Source organism: Bradyrhizobium huanghuaihaiense (genome assembly GCF_025200885.1).
In the GTDB taxonomy this organism is placed as follows: domain Bacteria; phylum Pseudomonadota; class Alphaproteobacteria; order Rhizobiales; family Xanthobacteraceae; genus Bradyrhizobium; species Bradyrhizobium huanghuaihaiense.
In genome coordinates this window covers 5,368,553-5,388,033 of record NZ_CP104172.1, presented here as the reverse complement: position 1 = coordinate 5,388,033, position 19,481 = coordinate 5,368,553, and the positions used below count along the sequence as shown (strand labels likewise).

General features: G+C 61.2%; 22 protein-coding genes and 2 pseudogenes. 20 read left to right on the top strand and 4 right to left on the bottom strand.

Translation table 11 applies throughout. The features are described 5' to 3' along the window. Positions 1–201: 201 nt before the first annotated feature. Together N2603_RS25955 and N2603_RS25950 are read left to right on the top strand one after the other, a co-directional pair. Positions 202–396 (top strand): hypothetical protein, encoded by a 195-nt coding sequence (locus N2603_RS25955; protein WP_260384365.1) that lies wholly within the window; start codon positions 202–204, stop codon positions 394–396. Between the two features lie 262 nt (positions 397–658). Continuing rightward, a complete protein-coding gene (locus N2603_RS25950; RefSeq protein ID WP_260424256.1) occupies positions 659–1,294 on the top strand; it encodes a response regulator transcription factor in 636 nt (211 codons plus the stop codon). Positions 1,295–1,870: 576 nt separating this feature from the next. On the opposite strand, the gene N2603_RS25945 is transcribed toward N2603_RS25950, so the two are convergent. Then, positions 1,871–2,272 (bottom strand): hypothetical protein, encoded by a 402-nt coding sequence (locus N2603_RS25945; protein ID WP_260384364.1) that lies wholly within the window; start codon positions 2,270–2,272, stop codon positions 1,871–1,873. Between N2603_RS25945 and N2603_RS44970 the strand changes: the two genes are divergently transcribed. From N2603_RS44970 to N2603_RS25905, 9 genes are all read left to right on the top strand, one after another. Then, positions 2,177–2,392: a winged helix-turn-helix domain-containing protein gene (locus N2603_RS44970; RefSeq protein ID WP_425249007.1), complete on the top strand. Its 216-nt coding sequence runs from the start codon at positions 2,177–2,179 to the stop codon at positions 2,390–2,392. The two genes, N2603_RS25945 and N2603_RS44970, sit on opposite strands and share 96 nt — an antisense overlap. Before the next feature lie 853 nt (positions 2,393–3,245). After that, a complete protein-coding gene (locus tag N2603_RS25940) occupies positions 3,246–3,434 on the top strand; it encodes a hypothetical protein (protein WP_260384363.1) in 189 nt (62 codons plus the stop codon). Continuing rightward, positions 3,431–3,640: a hypothetical protein gene (locus tag N2603_RS25935; RefSeq protein WP_260384362.1), complete on the top strand. Its 210-nt coding sequence runs from the start codon at positions 3,431–3,433 to the stop codon at positions 3,638–3,640. The genes N2603_RS25940 and N2603_RS25935 overlap by 4 nt, the downstream gene beginning before the upstream one ends. A gap of 729 nt (positions 3,641–4,369) precedes the next feature. After that, on the top strand, positions 4,370–5,437 hold the full coding sequence (locus N2603_RS25930) for a two-component system sensor histidine kinase NtrB (protein WP_260384361.1): 1,068 nt from the start codon (positions 4,370–4,372) through the stop codon (positions 5,435–5,437). A 30-nt stretch (positions 5,438–5,467) separates the two neighbouring features. Next, a complete protein-coding gene (nhaA, locus tag N2603_RS25925) occupies positions 5,468–7,384 on the top strand; it encodes a Na+/H+ antiporter NhaA (protein ID WP_260384360.1) in 1,917 nt (638 codons plus the stop codon). Continuing rightward, complete coding sequence (locus N2603_RS25920; protein WP_260384359.1) at positions 7,381–7,779, top strand: baeRF12 domain-containing protein; 399 nt, start codon at positions 7,381–7,383, stop codon at positions 7,777–7,779. Before nhaA ends, N2603_RS25920 begins: the two co-directional genes overlap by 4 nt. A 255-nt stretch (positions 7,780–8,034) precedes the next feature. Then, positions 8,035–8,160 (top strand): hypothetical protein, encoded by a 126-nt coding sequence (locus N2603_RS25915; protein ID WP_260384358.1) that lies wholly within the window; start codon positions 8,035–8,037, stop codon positions 8,158–8,160. A gap of 55 nt (positions 8,161–8,215) precedes the next feature. After that, positions 8,216–8,944, top strand: a complete 729-nt coding sequence (locus tag N2603_RS25910; protein WP_260384357.1) for an ATP-binding protein — start codon at positions 8,216–8,218, stop codon at positions 8,942–8,944. Positions 8,945–8,972: 28 nt separating this feature from the next. Beyond that, entirely contained in the window at positions 8,973–9,236 is a 264-nt protein-coding gene (locus tag N2603_RS25905; protein WP_260384356.1) for a DUF6894 family protein, read from the top strand. A gap of 591 nt (positions 9,237–9,827) precedes the next feature. Here N2603_RS25905 and N2603_RS25900 read toward each other — a convergent pair. The 3 genes from N2603_RS25900 to N2603_RS25890 form a co-directional block, all read right to left on the bottom strand. After that, on the bottom strand, positions 9,828–10,574 hold the full coding sequence (locus N2603_RS25900; protein ID WP_260384355.1) for an SDR family NAD(P)-dependent oxidoreductase: 747 nt from the start codon (positions 10,572–10,574) through the stop codon (positions 9,828–9,830). A 75-nt stretch (positions 10,575–10,649) separates the two neighbouring features. Next, entirely contained in the window at positions 10,650–11,630 is a 981-nt protein-coding gene (locus tag N2603_RS25895) for a quinone oxidoreductase family protein (RefSeq protein ID WP_260384354.1), read from the bottom strand. A gap of 12 nt (positions 11,631–11,642) precedes the next feature. Beyond that, positions 11,643–12,191, bottom strand: a complete 549-nt coding sequence (locus tag N2603_RS25890) for a flavodoxin family protein (protein ID WP_260384353.1) — start codon at positions 12,189–12,191, stop codon at positions 11,643–11,645. A 197-nt stretch (positions 12,192–12,388) separates the two neighbouring features. Here N2603_RS25890 and N2603_RS25885 point away from each other — a divergent pair, with 197 nt between their 5' ends. The 9 genes and pseudogenes from N2603_RS25885 (at position 12,389) to N2603_RS25850 (ending at position 19,428) form a co-directional block, all read left to right on the top strand. Then, on the top strand, positions 12,389–13,297 hold the full coding sequence (locus N2603_RS25885; protein ID WP_260384352.1) for a LysR family transcriptional regulator: 909 nt from the start codon (positions 12,389–12,391) through the stop codon (positions 13,295–13,297). Between the two features lie 6 nt (positions 13,298–13,303). Continuing rightward, positions 13,304–13,543: pseudogene (locus tag N2603_RS25880) on the top strand (HNH endonuclease); the annotation flags it as partial. A gap of 165 nt (positions 13,544–13,708) precedes the next feature. Then, a complete protein-coding gene (locus N2603_RS25875; RefSeq protein ID WP_018645797.1) occupies positions 13,709–14,005 on the top strand; it encodes a hypothetical protein in 297 nt (98 codons plus the stop codon). Positions 14,006–14,299: 294 nt separating this feature from the next. Next, entirely contained in the window at positions 14,300–16,549 is a 2,250-nt protein-coding gene (locus tag N2603_RS25870) for a hypothetical protein (protein ID WP_260384351.1), read from the top strand. A 77-nt stretch (positions 16,550–16,626) separates the two neighbouring features. Then, a pseudogene (locus tag N2603_RS44965) lies at positions 16,627–16,953 on the top strand (hypothetical protein); the annotation flags it as partial. Continuing rightward, on the top strand, positions 16,954–17,373 hold the full coding sequence (locus N2603_RS25865; protein ID WP_260384350.1) for a hypothetical protein: 420 nt from the start codon (positions 16,954–16,956) through the stop codon (positions 17,371–17,373). A gap of 27 nt (positions 17,374–17,400) precedes the next feature. Then, complete coding sequence (locus N2603_RS25860; protein ID WP_018645800.1) at positions 17,401–17,643, top strand: type II toxin-antitoxin system Phd/YefM family antitoxin; 243 nt, start codon at positions 17,401–17,403, stop codon at positions 17,641–17,643. Between the two features lie 4 nt (positions 17,644–17,647). After that, complete coding sequence (locus tag N2603_RS25855; RefSeq protein WP_260384349.1) at positions 17,648–18,085, top strand: type II toxin-antitoxin system VapC family toxin; 438 nt, start codon at positions 17,648–17,650, stop codon at positions 18,083–18,085. A gap of 86 nt (positions 18,086–18,171) precedes the next feature. Further along, positions 18,172–19,428, top strand: coding sequence for a serine hydrolase domain-containing protein (locus tag N2603_RS25850; protein ID WP_260384348.1), 1,257 nt, complete (start codon positions 18,172–18,174; stop codon positions 19,426–19,428). The last annotated feature ends 53 nt before the right edge of the window (positions 19,429–19,481 follow it).

Here is a 19,481-nt window from a genome sequence, read left to right as displayed (position 1 = left end):
AAGTCACGGGTCTGACAAGGCCATGCGATGCGCGGTCTGTGAGGGCAAGTTTGGTCTCGTCCGGCATTATTCGTGGCGAACGCCGCTTTGCTCCAGGAAATGCGTCGATCGCTTCAAGGCGCGCCGCCAAGGTGACCGCAATTGGATGGGCTGGTTCCAATTCGCTTTCGACCAGTCGCCCAAAAGCCGCGCGAGGGCGTCGTGACGCTTCAGATCTCACAGCGAGGCAAGGAATATTTGAAGACAGCGCAGACTTTGCTTCGCACTGCCAAATCCATGACGGACCAAGCCATTGCGGCTCAGCTTAAGGCCCTTGCCGACGACTACGAGCGGCGAGCCGAGAGGGCTACGCACGACGATGCAGCCAAGGCGTTGGCTAGATCCGCCGAGCGCTGAATACGCGTGGCATACAGGTGGCGATGGATAGCTTCCGTCAGCAGCTCGGTCCGACCAGAGATCGAACTTCAACCGAAAGTCGACCCGTGCGTCGGAAGGGAACGAGTTGTGTCAGCGCTCCTAAGCTTTGGTGTTCCCGGCGCGCATCCTGCAAAAAAGGGGCTGTTCAGGTTTCGGGATTGGGACTAGAAATGCCCGGTGTTGCCGGACCTGCAAAAGCAAGATGCAGGCTGATTTTCGCGATCTCTTTCGAGTGGCAGCGATGTCTGACGCAACCTCCACCGTGTTGGTCATCGACGACGATCCGGATCTCCGCGCGTCGGTCGGGCGACTGCTGCGATCGCTCGGCATCAACGTTCAGCTATTTGCCTCCATTTCCGACTTCCTCAAATCCGATCCACCGGATTGCCCCACCTGCCTGGTGCTCGATGTCAGATTGCCCGGCCAAAGCGGCCTCGATTTCCAGCGCGAGCTGGCTGCGGCGAACAGGGAGATCCCGATCATCTTCGTCACGGGCCACGGCGACATACCGATGTCTGTGCAGGCAATGAAGCGGGGTGCGATCGAGTTCCTGACCAAGCCGTACCGCGATCAGGATCTTCTCGAGGCCATTCAGCTTGGCTTGGCCCGCGATCGAGCGCGGCGGGAGAATGACAAGGATTTGGTCTCTCTACGGCAGCGTTTCGCCTCCCTAAGCCCGCGGGAGCGCGAGATCGTAATTCAGGTGGCGCGCGGTCGCCTGAGCAAACAGATTGCCCACGATATCGGCATCACCGAATCCACGGTGAAGGTGCATCGCAGCAGGGCGATGCAGAAGATGCAGGCCGGTTCGCTTCCAGAACTCGGTCGGATGGCTGACAAGCTCAAGCTGGTGCCTAACACGCCGCAACGCGCTTAAGGTGTGTTTTTGCGCGATCTAGTATTCGCGCGGCCGGATGAGCTAAGCAGCCGCGCAATCTCCAAAGCCAGGAGAAAAAGGCCGGCGGGCGCTACGCCGCCGACCGTTTCTTGCAACTGCCGGCTCGCGGGTCCGGTTCCGCTGCGATTCTCATCTCTGAACGCCAGAGCAAACTAAGAGCGGGCTGCTATGCACTGGCGGTCAGCATCGATTGAATCACTACCGCAGAGGGGCCGCCGACTCTATCGTACGTCAGTATTGTGCGATCGTACGAAGGGACGTTCGCATACCGACTTTAGCTACTGCCTATTATACGCCGATTTATCGATCACGAAGTGCCGTGCAGATGCGCGGTGGCCGCAAGCTATCCTCTTGGGTGAGCATTGTGATTTGCACCAAGCGCTGTTTTCGCCAAATGATTCCAATCTGCGATATCCCCGCGACTTGATCCCGCCATAGCGCATACAATCTTCGAAGCCGTCTCCCGGCTTGTAAATCTTGGTTTAGGCAACGCAACCAAATCTGTCGTTGTGTGCCACCCGCGTCGAATAGCTCGTAGCACTCCAAATCGCCAGATTATTGCGGATCAGTAGCATCTTTGCGGGGATTAGCCCTGGCAAAGCAAGCGAGGTCATTATGCAATCGAGTGCAGCTTTCGAACGGGTGGAGCAGTGTCATCTCGAACCGGAGCTTGATGTCGGACGCGCCCTTCAGCGTCCGAATGCGGCCAGGCCACGCTTTGAGAAACGAACCGAACCAGCTGGCACAAGGCCAACAGAAGTTTCGTTCGGACCGTTTCGCCTTCTTCGAGCGCAGTTCCTTTTGCTGGAAGGCGACAAGCCCGTGCCTCTCGGAAGTCGCGCTCTGGAAATTCTGATTGCTTTGCTCGAACGCCACGGAGAGTTGGTCAGCAAGCAGGATCTGATGGCTCGCGTTTGGCCCAACGTTTTCGTTGAGGCCGCCAACCTCACGGTTCATATGTCAGCGCTACGTCGCGCATTGCGTGACGGTCAGGGTGGGAATCGCTTCATCGTTAACATCCCCGGACGCGGCTACTGTTTCGTCGCCTCAGTCGCTATATCCGCTCACGAGAATTGAGCGCGACTGGCGAAGCACCGGGAAATTCGGGTGAGGCATTCACTGTAGCGAACATTCCCGTCAACTCCTGGCCCGTCAAATCGCTAGGAGGGTGAGGGCGGCCTTTGCCGGCATCCGAAACCGTCACTCGCCTTTTCTAAGCAAAGGTTTATGTGGCGGCAACTACAGCCGCGCCCTGAACAACCCGCGTGCAATAGAAGACGGACCGGCAGAAATGTAAGTCTCCTCGCAACAACTCGCGTTCTGGAGTCCGCTCATGAGGAGAGTCACTGTTTTCATCGTGTCTGCGCTGATCAATGCATCGACAATTCCCGGGCTTGCGGCGGAGTCCACGTTAAACAAGGATGTTAACGCCGCTCGCGGTCTCGGCGACTATACACAACAAACCCGATAATGCGACCGACAACGAGAAGACTTGTCGCACCTACGCCGCCTCATCGTATGAGACCGTGATGCGGCAGCAAGTCGCTGCGGGCCGCGTCGACGGCGCGCGGGTACTAACTGCGATCGATTCCGTGATTGACGCTTTCAAACACCTGTCCGCGACGAAATGCGTCAGCTGACCCTCACTATTCTCTGACAATGCGATGCACGAGGTCTGCAGATGATTATCTTCCCGCTCATAACCACCTGGATGTGGTTTCAAATCATCACCGCGTCACCGCTCCCATCTTCGGGCCGTCCGGTTGAGGACAGCTCTGATGCTAACACCTCGCTGAGTCCCGTCGGAGTGTTATTGAACGAGGTTGAACCATGACCCACGTCGATTTCACCGCTCCAACACGAAGAAGGTTTTCGCAGATCGCTGCGGTGCCGGATGAAATCAGTAGCGTAATATAAGAGGAGTGAAAACGTGGGTGAGGTTATTCGATTTGTCTCAAAGTCCGAGCGGGAGGGAGCTCGACTTATTCGAGAAGCCCGAGCGATCTACGACAGCGTCTTTCCGCCATCTGATCCCGTCCGCGAGCAGCGGGACAAGGTATCCGCAAGCCATATGCGCATCGGCGCAGACGTTCATCACGGCGAGGGGGGCCCATCATGATCGCGATCATCGCCGTGCTCTGCAGTTTGTCTTCTCCGGCAAATTGCCGCGAGCAGACCGTCACCACCTCGGACTTTGCTGACGTCTCGATGCAGTCCTGCCTGATGGGCGCACCGCAGCTCGCCGACTGGATGAATCAGCATCCGACAGAGCGTCTTGCGGCATGGCGCTGCGTGATCGGTCAAAAGGATGGCCGGGGTACTTAGGGTGAAATGTCGACCAGCTCGCAAACTCGGAGCGTAATGTATCATGGCGTCGAGTTTCGGAAGATCGTTTCGTGGGTTTGTCCTTGCGGCTCGTCCGGTTGTTCGTCCGCTGGACTCGAGCTCGAAGACCTTGCGGACCGTTGGCAGTGGCGTGTTCAATTGGCGCGCCGCAACTGAAAGGCTGCCGGTCTCGATCGACATCAGCGATGTCGTGTTCTCTTGGCCGCTCGTAGGCAGCCTCTCATAGCGAATGTGGTCGACCCAATGGCATACGCATTCGGCACGATTTGCTGAGATTTGGATTGCTTTACTCGCACTGACGTTCCTCGTCAGATACCAATTTGCCTCACGGAGGCGGACAGCTTCCCAAGTGTTCGGCGCGCGGCGATCCCCCTTCGCCGCGGTTCGCCCGCGGCCGGTCCTTCCCTCCCGGGGACCGGCCGCTCCTCCTCAGGGGTCGTCGGGCAACGGCGCTGGATCGGATAGGCATGGGCACTTGAATCGAGGAGTGTGGGAAGTCCAGTCGTCGAGCGTAAGACGGATGGAGATTCACCGCAGCGCGCCAGGCGTCTCTCAGCAATTCCGATAACGCTCGGCTATCGACTCCATGGCGAGAGGTGATTTTCCTTTAGACCGTCATAGACTCAAACTTCGAGCTGTCGTCGCCCGCTCTCGTGTACGGGCCGAAGTCGGCGTTCCGTTGAACGATCGCAAACCAGGAGGTCCGACATGCAGATCAAAGAGACGCCCGACGTTTCCTTCCCCGGCGTGGTCGAGAGCTCCGGGCTGGAGGATGTCGTCGTGCTCGCGGACAGCGCCGGCGTCTCGCTTGGAGCGCAGCGCGCATTCAGCGCGAGGGTGCGGAGCGTCCGCGATGATGGCAGCGGCCTCATGGCGTCCAGGTGCGTGGAGATCCCGCTCGTTGGCAGCGACGGCGAGATCTCCGGGGTCTTGTGTCTGACCGCCCCACAGCCCGACAGGCGCGGCGTGTTCTCCTCCCGCAGGCCGCAGGGGACGAGGGCGATCGAGGACGTGGCGCAGTTCGTGGTCCACGACATCAACAACCTTCTCGCTGTGATTGGCGGCGGCCTGCGGCTGCTCGAGTGCCAGAGCGATGCCGCACACCGAAAGGCCATCATCAGCAAGATGCAGCACGCGATCGCGCGAGGAGCGCTGCTCAGTCGTCAGCTCCTCGACGTTGCGCGACCATACCCCGAGTCGATCGGCGGGTTCGTCGCAGGCAGCCGCCTCGCAGCACTGGCGGGTTCGCTGGACCAGGCGTTGCGTTCCGACATCACGGTCCGCACCGATATCGCCCCTGATTTGTGGGACTTCGACGCTGACCCGGAGGAGCTGTACTTCGCGCTGCTGAACCTCTGCCGAAACTCGGCCGATGCCATGCCTGGGGGCGGCGCGATCACCGTCGCGGCGCGGAACGTCGAACCTTCCGGTGGCGCGGCCCGGGGATTCGTCGAGATCGTCGTCGGCGACGACGGGGAGGGCATGCCCGACGAGGTTCTCTCGCAGGTATTCACCCCGTACTTCACGACAAAGGCCGCGGGCAGCGGCACCGGCCTTGGGCTTCTCCAGGTCAAGCGCTTCGCCGAGGGACGAGGCGGCGCGGTCTGTATTGAGAGCGAGCGGGGCGGCGGCACGCTGGTGCGCCTCTTCCTCCCGCGCGTGCACGCAGCTGGGCTCCCCGGCCGTATCGTCGGCGCGGAGATTGCGTACACGCCGTCACCCAACGGCGGCGTATTCCACGTCGTGAACCCAGCGGCGGCTGCGCCGACCTCGTAGCCTGCGCTAACACCTGAGATCGGTTCAGCGATGCAGCTCATGATCCCGCCCGGCCGCCTCGACCGTCCGGTCGACCACGAGAGGGACCACGTGCTCGGTCCCACCGATGCCGAGATCACGCTCGTCGAGTACGGCAGCTACGCGTGCCCGCACTGCAGGGCTGCCAACGAGCGCATCGCGCAAGCACGCGACCAACTTGGTGACCGCGTCTGCTACGCCTTCCGCCACAGGCCGCTCACGGACAACAGCCTTTCGTTTCGGGCCGCCGAGCTCGCCGAGCTTGCCCGGACGCCCGAGGCGTTCTGGTCCGCGCACATCAAGCTGATGACGAGGTCGATGCAGCTCACAGAGGATGACCTCGTCGCGGTGGCCGCCGATCTTGGCGTGAACGCCAACTTCGCGCTCGGCGACAGCGACGCCGTGCGGCGCGCGAGAGCGAGGGTTGAGGCGGACGTCGCAAGCTCACGCGCAAGCGGGGTGAGATTCACGCCGACCTTCTACATCAACCGCCGGCGCTACGACGGACCGTGGGACGAGAGCTCTCTCGTCGACGCGATGCTTGGCACGCTCGGCCACCGCGTCCGTACGGCAGCCCTGGATTTCGCGAGCTGGGGCCCGTCCGCCGGCATTTTGCTGGTCCTCGCGACCGTGGCGGCGGTGGTCTTGACGAACTCGCCGATCGGGCCGTCGTTCGAGGCGCTCTGGCGCCAGGAGCTCGGCGTGAGCTTGGGTGACGCAGCCTTTCAGATGTCCATCCTCCATTGGGTCAACGACGGCCTACTGACGGTGTTCTTCCTCGTCGTGGGATTGGAAGTGAAGCGCGAGATGACAGTTGGTCATCTCGCAAGCCGCCGTTCCGCAGCGCTTCCGATCGCTGCCGCGCTCGGCGGCATGGTCGTGCCGGCGCTTCTGTACGCGCTGGTCATCCCTGCGGGGCCGTGGTCGCACGGGTGGGGCGTTCCGATGGCGACTGACACTGCGTTCGCGATTGCCTTGATCGCCGCGATGGGCGCCCGCGTTCCCGTCGAGCTGCGCATCTTCCTCACTGCGGCGGCCATCGTCGACGACATCGGTGCGATCGTCGTTGTCGCTGTGTTCTACTCCGGCGATATCCATCCGGCATACCTGGCCGCCGCCGCGGCGGTCGTCGTCGCGCTGGCGCTGCTGAGCCGGTCGAGAGTCTACCTTCTCTCGCCTTACATCCTGTTGGGCATCGCGTTGTGGACATTCGTCTACGCGGGCGGTCTCCACGCGACGCTGGCCGGCGTGGTACTGGCGCTGTTCGTTCCCACGCGCCCGCCCGCCAACCTGCCTGCCCTGATGACGCAGGCCAGCACCATCATCGCCTCCGAGGCCCGGCACGAGGGTGAGGTTCTCAGGCACGGCCCCTCCACTCCGGCGCTGCACGCGCTTGATGCAATCTTCGACAGACTTGAATCGCCGGCTGACCGGCTGCTGCGGCACGCCGGCGCGCGTTCGAGCTACGCTGTCCTCCCGATCTTCGCACTGGCGAATGCGGGGGTGGCGATCAATCCGGGCGTCTTTGTTGGGCATGGCTGGCTCATGGCCGCGATCGTTGCTGGCCTCGCCATAGGAAAGCCGCTCGGCGTCTTCCTCATGGCTGCTGCGGCCGTGCGCGCAGGCATAGCCGTCAAGCCGGCGGAGTACACGTGGCGGCAGTTGGCCGGGGCGGGAGCCCTCGCTGGTATCGGCTTCACGATGTCGCTCTTTATCGCCGGGCAAGCGTTTCCAAGCGCTTCCGACTTCTCGGCCGCCAAGATCGCTGTGTTCGCTGCGTCGATTCTTTCGGCCGTCGTTGGGACAGCCCTGCTCTGGGGAGCTTCGCGTCAGGAGCTTGTCGAAGAGGCGCCGCGGTGCGCCAGCATGCAAGTATCGCAGTCCGCGGGGGCGTTTATGCAGGATCGTGAACAGGAGATCTTTGAATGATTCTACCTGCCGGTACGACAGTTGCAGTCGCTGATGGCGCGACGGTCCGTCTATTCCGCAATACGGGTGTGAAACCTGGGGTGCATCTGGTCGAGATCACGGCGGCTCTGCCTGCGCCCGCCCACTCGGGTGCGCGCCATCACGCCGGCTCCGTCAACCCCGATGGTAGGCGGCTTGACGAGGACGACTTCGCGGCAGCTACGGCTTCGTTCCTTAACAAGCTCAGCCTGGACGGGACCATAAAACACCTGGTCGTCGTATCCGACCCCAGGACCCTGGGGGAGATGCGCAAGCATTTCCACCGCGACCTGAGAGGCAAGATCATGGGCGAGTTCGCGAAGGACTTCAGCCGGCGTCCGCTCGAGGACATCGCCTCATTGATCGCTGACGCCTGAGCGCCTCTGTAAGCGGCTGCTGGCGCAAACCTGTCCAGTCATAACCCGCGCGAATAACTCAAAGTTTCGGCGACGACTACTGGTCTCGACCAATCTCAACCAAATTAACCGTCTAAATGGATCAGCAATGGACAAGATAGTCAAAGTGCCTCTGGCATTCCAAGCAGCATCAAGAGAAAGCAAGGTTCTGCTGACCTCGGTGTCACGTTCCAATCTCTCGACTAACCGGAATCTCGCATTAGGAGGAGCCTCCGCATGACCTATTATCTAATCGCCTCACGCGCCGCGATCATCTTCTGGACGAGCCTTGCAATGGTGCCAACCGAGATCCTCTTTGACGCGTTAAAGACCGAATTGGAGCGCCGCGGCGAGGAGCCATAGGGGCCCTGCTTGGTCCTGCGGCACGTGCCAGAGAGAAAGATCGTTGGAGCCCGAAATGACAAAGCACATTGCACCGTTACCGAATCCCGATGGATCGTTGCTTCTTCGTGAGTTGAACCACAGAGTAAATAACGAGCTCACTAGCACTATCTGCACGATTTCAGCCAAAGCGGTGGCGTCGGATGACATGGCAGTCAAGGCGGCGCTCCTCGATGTGGTAGACCTCCTCCATGATTACGCTGATGTTCACAAGGCACTACGCATGCCGGATCCTGGGCACCTGACCGACGCCGCAAGGTACCTCCAGCATCTTTGCTTCTCCTTCACGAAATACCGACTGGACCGGCTGAGTATACGTCTCTTGTGTTCGGCGGATGATTTGCGGCTTGAGGGCGAACGCTGCTGGAAGCTTGGGTTGATCGTATCCGAGCTGCTCACCAATGTGGCACGACATGCTCGATTCGACGATAGACAGCCGGAAGCGAAAGTAAAGTTGCTGCTTGCAGGTAACGTCGTAAGGTGCGCGGTCTCTGACAATGGCTCGGCATCTGATCTCAGTGTGCGCGGTCGCGGGCTAACGATCGTCGGCGAGTTGGTCAGCAGTTTGGGTGGCCGCGTTCATCCGTCTTGCGCTGCCGAAGGGGCTTCCTTCCTTCTCACCTTCCCATTGACTGAATCCGAGCAACGTGCCGCCGGCGCAACTCATGTTGTCTTGAAGCGAAGGAAGGTGCGTCGTTCTCGCGGCTTGCAGGTCCGAGGAGCGGAAGATGCAGCGGCTGGCTAGGGCATCGTCCCACTGAAGAAGGCCGAAAATGCCCCAGGTCCATTTCCATTGCTCCGACACCAGGAAAGATTTCGTCGACTATTGCGGCGCCGTAGTGGACGATCTCGCTGAGGCGGGGGATCATGCGACGCGCGTCGTGGAATGCTTCATCTGCGAGCGCCGCTTCGATGATTGGCGTGACCGGGTTCTGCACGTCAGTGACGACCGAGGTGATGAGCTCTTTATTGTCCCCTTCACTTTCGTGCTCGGCAAGGCGCACTTACGTCAACATGCTCAGAACTCAGCCAGATGAGTGATCGCCCGCGTCGCAGAAGCGGCCCTGGCAGGTCTTGGCGCAAAGCGGACCTGTTTCGATAGAGCGCAGTAGTGGGGTGAGCGGTGTAGGGAACCATCGGACGACCAAACCAGCGCCTTTCTGATCTCTGACGGTATATGAAGCTACGTCGTGCCATTACGAGCAGTGGCGATTTCCGCGACGTATGCAGAGCTATTGAGTCGATTGACTCCGATAGGTAGCGGAATCGCCAGTATTCCGAGCGGCACAAATTATTCTGTGAATTCAAGACCGAAAAAATACGGCAGGTATACCGTCGGGATTTGTCCGTCAAACTTGAAGATTTGTGCTTGTAGATCAACGACGAAACGTCGTCCTAAATGATTGAGTGGGAGTGATTTCTACCCCTTCGGCAGCATCCGAATTGCGCTAGGGTACGCCATAACGCATGGATAAAGGTATAAATTCAGCTGCACCTATCGGCAGCTGTCTAGCGCGCTTCGGGGACTGACCACCGGGGCGGCAGGCATCATCGTGTGCCGCCCACCTTTCTCGATCTCTCCGGCCGCGACGGGCTGAGTTCGTCAGCAAGATGATGAACGTACGTTCCTAGGCCGCGAAGCCGCCATCAACGGCGTAATCGGCCCCTGTCACGTAGCTCGCCCGAGCCGAAGCGAGGAACAGGACGACCTCAGCGACCTCGTCCACGGTGCCGAAGCGGCCCAAGGGGACAATGCTCTTTACGCGGTCGATGTGCTGTTGCGCCTCTTCTGGCGATAGGTTGGTCTTTTCGTAGATCGGGGTTTCGATGGGGCCGACGCCGACGGAGTTCACGCGAATGCCGTCCGCAGCCAGTTCCTTGGCCCAGACCCGCGTAAACATGTTCACCGCAGCCTTGCTGGCTGCATAGACCGCCATGTTCGCCATCGGTTTATCGACTATCGAGGTCGAGATATTGACGATATTGCCCTTGCGCTCCTTCAGCATCGGCAACGCCTTGTGGGTCAGTTCGACAAGTCCGCGAACATTTGATTGAAAGACTTTGTCGAATTCGGCCATGTCGAGATCGACGAACGGCGTCACTGGCGCAACACCGGCATTGTTCACCAGAATGTCGAGCTTACCGTAACGGGCTTCGATTGCATCCATAATCCGATTGAGGTCTTCAGAGCGTCCAATATCAGCTACCAGCCAGGATATCCGTTCATGCTGGTTGGCGGCCTCCTGAAGCGTTGATTCCGTGCGGCCGATGACGATTACGTTAGCTCCTTCCTCGGCGAGCCGAATGGCGATGGCGCGTCCGATGCCGGTCCCGGCTCCCGTGACGAGGGCGGTTTGTCCTGCGACTTCATTCATGATCTTTTCCCAGTGAAAAAGTGGATTTTCGTCGATAGCAGTTGCTACCAGACAGCTTGTTTGCCTACGCCGATCTCAGGGCCTCAGATACAGCTTGCCCTTCGCACGACGGTTTTCGACGTCGGCATGGGCATCGGCTGCCCTTTCCAGCGGATAGGCGGTGGCGTTTTCCAGCTGCAGCCAGCCTTCGCGAATTCCTTCCACCACGTCGGCTGCACGTTTGCGCAGTTCGGCGGGCTCGGTAACGTATGTGAAGACCGAGCCACCCGCGAGGCGCAGGCCACGCGGCGTCAGTACGGGAGGTTGGATGGCCGGGATCGGCCCCGAAGCCGCGCCGATTGCGACGACGGTGCCGCCCCGGCCAAGCGTCGCGATCGTGTTGAGCAGGGTCTTCTCGCCCAGACCGTCGATGGCGAGGTCGACGCCCTTTCCTTCGGTCAGCGCCGTGACCTCATCATTGAAGGCATAGTCGCCGCCATAAACGACGGCGGCATCGGCGCCGAGCGCGCGAACAATTTGGGCCTTTGCCTCGGTCGAAACCGTGCCGACTACCCAGGCGCCCAGATGCTTGAACCACTGGACGAGCAACTGTCCAAGCCCTCCCGAGGCGGCGTGCACCAGCACACGGTCGCCGGGCTTCACGTCCCGATACTCATGGACCAGGTAGTGGGCGGTGAGTGGCTGGAAGATGAGGCACTGGCTGACCGTGAAGTCCTCGGGAATGAGTACCACCCGGTCGATCGGAATGACGGCCTGGCTCGCGTAGGAACCTCGCGCGTCCATCCACGCGACCCGCGTGCCGATCTTGACCCCACTGCCTTCGCTGACGCCTTGGCCGAGTTCGCGAACGCGTCCCACACCTTCAAGGCCGAGAACCAGGGGCAACTTCACCAGATGCACGGCTGAAGCGCCGCTTCGCTGGGTTACGTCCAGAAAATTAATCCCGGCGGCCTCGATCTCGACCAGAACCTCGCCGGGACCTGCCTTCGGGTCTTTCGCGGTTTCGACGGTCAGGTTTTCCGGCCCCCCGAACTCCTTCAGAACGACTTGGCGCATCTTAGTATTCCTTCAGCCAACATACTGCCGGGTGACCTCGGCGACACGCTGGCCGAGATGGGCCGCCGTATCGAGATCGCTCCGGATCGGAGAAAGTTCGGGGGATTCGTCGTTGGACTGAGCCATCGCTCCAAGCCAGCCGCCGACGCGGTTCAATTCCGCCGACGACTTACCCGGGAAGACATCAAGGCCGACCCAGATCATGGCGCTCTGCGCGGCGAACAGCATCATCGTCATCAGCGAGTTCAGCTTGTCGCCGTGCATGGCGCCGGAATTGGTGAAACCTGCAGCGATCTTGTTGCGCCACCTCTGCTCGACGTAGGCCGGCTTCGTCGAGTCTTCCATGAACTTCTTCAGTCGTGATGAAATCGCGCCATTGTACGTCGGCGAGCCGAAGATGATGGCGTCGCTCGCTTCCAGGGTTTCCCAGGGCGCCTCGTTCTCGGCGACCGGGAGCAGCACGGCTTCGGCGCCCTCGACCCGCGCCACGCCTTCAGCCACGGCTGCGGCTTGCTTGGCGGTGTGGCCGTAGCCGCTGTCATAGACGATTGCGATCTTCATGCATGTAGTCCCTTTGAGTTGGTTGCGTTGGTCCCACCCGGCCAAGGCCGACTTCGTCCCGGCTTCTTTTAGGTCTGCATAAGCGTTGCTGAGAGCGCTCAAAGCTTCCCTGTGCGGCCAAGCTGCGTCATGCTACTGTAGAGCCGACGTAGACGGTGTGGATATCTTGTCTGCACAGAGTAGCTGTGAGTTCTACAATGAGCGGAACTGTGAGGGACAATTTGGACGGTGTCGCCGTCTTCGTCGAAGCAGTTCATGCGGGCGGTTTTGCGCGAGCGGCCGAGCGACTGGCGCTTACGCGTTCGGCTGTCGGCAAAACGATCGCCCGCATGGAGGCGCGACTGGGCGTCCGGCTCTTCCACCGCACAACACGCAGCCAGAGCCTCACGGAGGACGGCCAAATCTACTACGAGCACTGCCTGCGCGCGCTGGAAGACCTGAGGGCTGGCGCTGCGATCATCGAATCCGGTCGTCACGAGGTCAGCGGACGGCTCAAGATCTCGATGCCATTGTTGTTCGGTCGCTATCGCGCGGAGCCAATTTTACTGGAGCTGGCCGCACAACATCCCAAGCTCGAACTGGACCTTCGCTTCAGCGACCATCTGGTCGATTTAGTTGGCGAAGGCTTTGATCTCGTGATCCGTAATCACGCTCCCGGTGCAGGTAGCGCCTTGCACGTGAAAAAGATCGCCAGTCAACGAAGAGTCGTGTGCGCAACCCCAGACTACCTCGCAACCCATGGCAGACCAATCGATCCTGCAAGTCTGGTTGAGCACGAGGCGCTCGTTTATTGGCACAAGGACCATGTTTTCCCGTGGACATTCCGCGATGCGGATGGCCGCCAGATCGAGCCCCAACTGCGGTGGCGTTTGCAGTTCGACAGTCACGAAGCGATCATGGCTGCCGCGCTCAAGAATATGGGCGTAGCTTGCCTTTTGGATTGGATGGTCCGCGATCATTTTGAAGCGAAACGGCTCGTCCCCTTGCTTGAGGACTTTGCGTCGCCTCCGGTCGAGACTTATGCAGTCTGGCCTGCCGCGAAATTCATTCCACCGCGTTTGCGGGTGACAATCGACGCACTTGAAAAATTACGATCCGCGCGGTGAGGATAGATCCGGCCTATGGAGGCAAATGGACCGGACATCGTGAGCAATGGGATCGCTCTATCGGGTACCGCTCATTGGATGTTTGATCGTGGTTTGATCAGCTTGTCCGATGATCTGGAAATATTGATTTCGCGCCAGACAAACGACCTGGAAGGAGTTCGATCAGTCATCAATAAAACCGGTCGTGCGCTTGAGCCAACCCTTTCATCTCTCGCCCGGTGCCCAATTGTCGCACCCTCGCTGTGAACCGCTTCACACACACGCTCACATCAATCATGTCACAAAATACCTGCTGTGATTGTGGCGGTAAATCGCCACCACATCGCTTGAAATGAGCTGCACACGCCAGAACGACATGTTGAAATAGCCTCCAATCGGCCATTCGGCCGATGGAAGCTATGGAGACACGCTATGGCTGACAAACTCGGACAGAGCATGGTTGGTACGTGGACCAAAACCACGGCGGCTGCGTGCGCAGACAAATATCCCGCCACCCTCACATTCTCCACCGGCACCTACCGCGGCATGCGCGGCGAGGGGCAGGGCATGGTGTGGTGGGATGCGGGTATCTACCGTCTCGAAGACGCCAAGACACTCGTCGTCGGGACGGCGAACGATGAGCTTGTGACCTATCACATTTCACTCGAGGCCGACCGATTTGAGTTCACGGATTCAGAGGGCTGTCTTGTGACGTACCGGCGCGCCTGAAGCGCGATGAGATTTGGATGAATCGTCATCGCGCTTTAGGTCGTTGTTGACGCATGATCTTTCCGGAAAACCGCTTCGCACTTTGCGCTAACGCGGCCCTCCGGGTCCGGATCATGCTCTAGGATTGCGCGCCGGATTTTTTTCACGCCCGATTTTTTACGCCCTGGCCAACAAGAAACTCGCTTCAACCGCCACCGAGCCCGCTGCTCATGTCGATCGCCTCCACGTTTTCAACGAGGAGATTACGACATGTGCAATTGCTCAGAGCATGAATCGAGCGGAAGCCTTTCGAAGATGACCGCGGCTTCGGTCGCGCCGGCCATGAAGCCGCGCGTTCCCCTGTCGCGCCAGATCAGTTTTGACGACGATGCCGGCGATCATGCGGCCCCGACCGACCTGCAGCCCATTCCGCCGTTCAGGCTCTGCAGGCTCGACTTCCGCGAAGGCTGCTACCAGATCAATTTCAGGCCGACGGCGAGCCTGGTGTCGTTCGAAGGCACGCTGCGCGTCGATCGATCTGCGCCCGACGGCGGCGCGGACCATCTGATCGTCAGCGGCGATCTCTACTCGCGCCTGCCGGTGATCAAGCCGCCGATCCCGCCGCTACCGCCGATCCCGTCGATCCCGATCCCGCCGGTGCCGCCTGTGGGTAACAAGGACGAAGATGAAGCAGCGGCGGCCTCGGGGCTGACGAGCCTCGCCGGTTCGCTCAGCGCGGTCGACGAACCCGTCATTCCGTCTCCGATCCTGCGGCCGAGGATCCCCATATTTCCCCGCGCGCGCTATCATTCCTATCTCAGGGTGACCAGCGTGTCCGCGCCGGTCGCGGTTCCGGTGCCGAAGAAGTGCGAGCTGACAATCGTCGCCGAGCAGTTCAATTACACGCAGCCGCCGGCCGGCCAGTTCAAGGGCACGTTTCCGTCGACGCCGTCGCGCACCGTGACGATGAAGCTTTCGAAGATGCCGGCGCCGTTTCCGTTCTCCCTGACCGGCGGGCCGTTCTACCAGGGCCGGCTGTTCGAGGGCGGCGTGGACAAGGGCAGCGTCACGCTCGCCTGGGTGTCGAAATTCTTCCGCCGCTGCAAGCTGGAAATCGACACGCTGGCCGGCGCCGTGCGGCCCGCACCCGTGCCAGATGGAGCGGGCGGCACGGAGTTCTTCGACACGGTCTTTGCGAAGACCGGCTGGCAGCTGACGGTCGTGCAGGACCAGCAAAACGTTCCGGTGCCGGCAGGCGTGGTGCCGACCAATTGCTGGAGCTCGGCGGATCTGCACGCGCTGATGACGAGTGTGCGCAACCCGGCGACGAACCTCGACACCGAATGGCGCGTGCACATGATCGTCGTGCCCGCCAAGCTCGGCTGCTCGCGCGGCATCATGTACGATACGATCGGCGTGCCCCGCGAAGGCTGCGCCAGCTTCTCCGACGACGGCTATCCCGTCTCGGACTCCTCGAACTTCGGCCTCGCCGCCAACAAGAAGCAGCGCGACGTGCCGCGTGCGTTCCTGCGCAGCGCGACCCACGAGCTGACGCACACGCTGAACCAGATCCATCAGGAGCAGGAGACGGCGGCCGACAACTCGATCATGACCACGACGCCGAGCGTCGCGGACGTGCTCGGCGGTCCCGCGACCGGTGCGCCGGGCGTGTTCCCCGACCAGATCAAGCTCGCGCACAACACCAACGTCCGGCATCACCTCAATCACATGCCCGATCCCGTCATCCGTCCGGGCGGATGGCCGTTCGCAAGCTGGTTCCCGACCGGCGCGCCGCAGGCCGCCGACCGGCACGATTTCGAACCTTCCGAGCTGGCGCTGACGGTGACGGCCGCAACCGACCGCGTCGCGCTCGGCCAGCCGCTGGACCTGACCTGGACGATGACGAACACCAGCGGCGTGTCGCTGCGCGCGCCGAACGACGTCAGCATCGAGGCCCTGTTCGCAGCGATTACCGTCACCGACGGGGAAGGGCACGAGCGCCCCGTGCGGCCCTTCGTGATCCTGTGCGAGCACGCGAAGGTGGCTGAGCTCGAGCCCGGCAAGAGCGTGACGGCCTCGGCGAAGGTGTTTTGGAGCACGTCCGGTTTTGCGTTCGAGAAGCCGGGCCGCTACCGCGTCGAGGTCGCCGTGTCGTGGTCGGCCCAGGGCGTGATGGTGGGCGTGCAGTCGGGCATCGACGTGTTCGTCGATTATCCGACCAGCTCAGCCGACAACCATTCGGCCAATCTCGTGCTGCATCCCGAGGTCGGCAAATGGGTGGCGCTCGGCGGCGATGCCTATCATCTCGGTGAAGCGTGCCGGCGGCTGCAGGCCCTGAGCCAGACCGAGGCGCCCGCAGCGATGGACGCCGGTGACGGGGCGCCCACGCCAAGCGTGCTCGCCGGCTTTGCCGACCTGCTGCCCGACCGTGCCAAGCTCGCCAGGCTCCGTCCCGAGCTCACTGCCGACAGCGGCGGCCGCACGCCACGCGGACCGGCGCGAGCAGCGGCTCCGGGACGCAAACGTGCGACGAAGGCCAAGAAGCGCACGGGGCGAAAGGGGTAGGGCGGCCTCGCTGGCCCTCTGGCCCAACAGTCGGTGTCATAGGCGACGGCCGCGGCTACGACCAAGTCGTCGTAAGCATGGCCGTCGCTTTCTCCGTCGCTATGTTCGCGGCCTATCGACCGACGTTCATCGCATGCCGGAGGATTGCTATGGCAAGAGCGCGATACGACGACCAACTTCCGTCGAGAGCCCGGATATTCGAGTTCTGGAAGGATCGCATTGAAGGATTGGTGCGGCCGATTTATTGGGGCGAGCCCGCTTGTTGGGCCTGCAGATTTCACTACGGGTTCAAATACGACGTCAAACGTTCCGACGCGAGCTGGGACCAAATTCTCCGATGTTGGGACCGCATCCCCCTCCAACGTTGTCACATCGTAGGGCGCTCACTTGGCGGCAGCGATGACGTGTCAAATCTGTTCTTGTTGTGCCGTGAATGTCATGATCGCATGCCAAATACAAACATTCCCGAAATATTCTACGAGTGGGCGCGGGCGCAGAGCTGGTCGAGAAGGGAAGATGAAAAAATACTGGATGCGATGAAGGCATTCGGAGTCGAGGACGCGATGGCACCTGATTTGGAGCAGGTGCTGGAGTCCGAAGACTATAAGGTTTGGTCGGAAGATCGGCGCGGCTTGCATTGGCCCCAGTCGAACTATGCGTCAATCTCGTCGCGTTTGACGCCTGCGACCACATTGGGGCTTGCAGTCTATTATCTTCGTCTAGTCAAGAATCATCCATCGGGAAACGAAGCAAAGGCCGCGCAGGAAAGCACCCCAAGGGAAGTGCAGTCGGGTTATCTTGAACTTTGGCCCGTTTCCTATTAAGACTACAGTAGTCATATAGGTAGAACCATGCGCGAAATTCAGCTTCGTGATGCCAAGGCCAATCTCTCGGCGGTCGTGGATGAGGCGATCGATGGCAAGCCAGCCGTGATCACGCGTCACGGCAAGAAGCAAGCGGTCGTGTTGAGCTATCAGGAGTGGCGGCGACTGTCGCAGGTTCCGAGCTTCGGGCGCCTGCTCATGGCGGCTCCCGTGCAAGCAGAGGACCTGCCGGCGCGGAATCGTTCCAAATTGCGCAAAGCCGGCTTCTGACGCCGTGTATCTCGTCGACACCAATGTACTGTCGGCGTCCTCGCCGAACCGCCCGGTGTCTCCCGCGCTCGTCGAATGGATGGATGCGCAATCCGCATACCTGTTTCTGTCTGTCGTGACGATTGCGGAGATCGAGGACGGGATAGCCAAGCTGCGACGTGAGAAGGCCACGCGCAGGAGCAGAGACCTTGCCCAATGGTTGGAAGCCGTGCTGCACCTGTACGGGGATCGTGTTTTGGGGCTCGATACGCCGACGGCGCGGATCGCTGGGCAGCTATCGGACAGGGCACGTGGGCAGGGGCATGCGCCTGGACTTGCCGACATCATCATTGCCGCCACCGCCCGTCAGCACGGGCTGACAATCCTGTCGCGCAACGCCAGGCACTTTGCGCCTCTGGGCATTTCTGTGCTCGACCCCTTTAGAGGTCTGCCGCGATCATGATCCGCGCAGGTGCCCAGCACAAATGCTGGATGTCCGTCATTTCATCCGATGCTACGACATCGGCATCCTCACCGGAGCCCGTGTTCATGCCTGCTGCGACTCAAGCGCCCGCCACCGCCACCGCGACCGAGACCGATCCTGAAACATTCGGCTGGATGAAGGGTTTTCCGCCGGCGCCGGATCGCACCATCAGCTTCCAGAACGGCTCGTTCCGCAGCTTCCCCGAGCTGCGCTGGGCCTGGAGCAATGTCCGCCAGCTGGTGCCGACCGTGAATGTCTGGCGTGGGGCAGGGCCCGCATCGGTGTTGCCGCGCGAGGACCGTGACATCGGCGCGGTCGCCTCGACGACGATGGACGGCCGCCCCATGACCTTCGCAAACATGCTGGAGGAGACCTACACCGACGGCATCGCGGTGCTGCATCGGGGCAGGCTGATCTACGAGCGCTACTTCGGCGCCTTGAAGCCGCACAAGCCGCATATCGCGATGTCGGTGACGAAGTCGTTTACCGGCGTGCTCGCGGGCATTCTGGTCACCGGGGGCAGGATCGATCCGCAGGCGCCGGTCACGGACTATGTACCGGAGCTGAAGGCCGGCGCCTTCGGCGACGCACGCGTGCATGAGGTCATGGATATGACCACGGGGCTCGAATACACCGAAGTCTACACCGACAAGAACTCGCATGTCTGGGGCCTCAGGCGCGCCAACGGCATGGCGCCGATCCCGCCCGACTATGACGGCCCGACCAATATTTTCGATTTCCTCGTCGCGCAGAAGAAGCAGGGCGAGCACGGGAAGGCCTTCGCCTACAAAACCGTCAACACCGACGTGCTCGCCTGGATCATCAGGCGCGCCAGCGGCATGACGCTGTCCGATCTGCTCTCCGAGCGCATCTGGCAGCCGATGGGCGCGGAGGAGGACGCGCATTATCACGTCGACCGCATCGGCACCGAGAGCGGCGGTGGCGGCCTCTCCACCACGTTGCGCGATCTCGCCCGCTTCGGCGAGACCATGCGCAATCACGGCCGCTTCAACGGCCGCCAGATCGTGCCGTCACAAGTTGTCGAGGACATCGCGCGCGGCGGCGATCCCGAAAAGTTCAAGCCGGCCGGCTATACGACGCTGCCAGGGGCCTCCTACCGCAATCAATGGTGGGTCACGCACAATGCGCACGGCGCCTACATGGCGCGCGGCGTCTACGGCCAGGGCATCTATGTCGATCCCAAAGCCGAGATGGTGATCGCGCGCTACGCCTCGCACCCCGTCGCGGGCAACGCCGCCAACGATCCCGTGACGCTGCCGGCCTACATGGCGCTGGCGAAGCAGTTGGTAGCGGGCGGGTAGGGAGGTTGCGGCCAAACCGCAAGATCGGTCGAGCGAACCACGGCCGTCTGCCG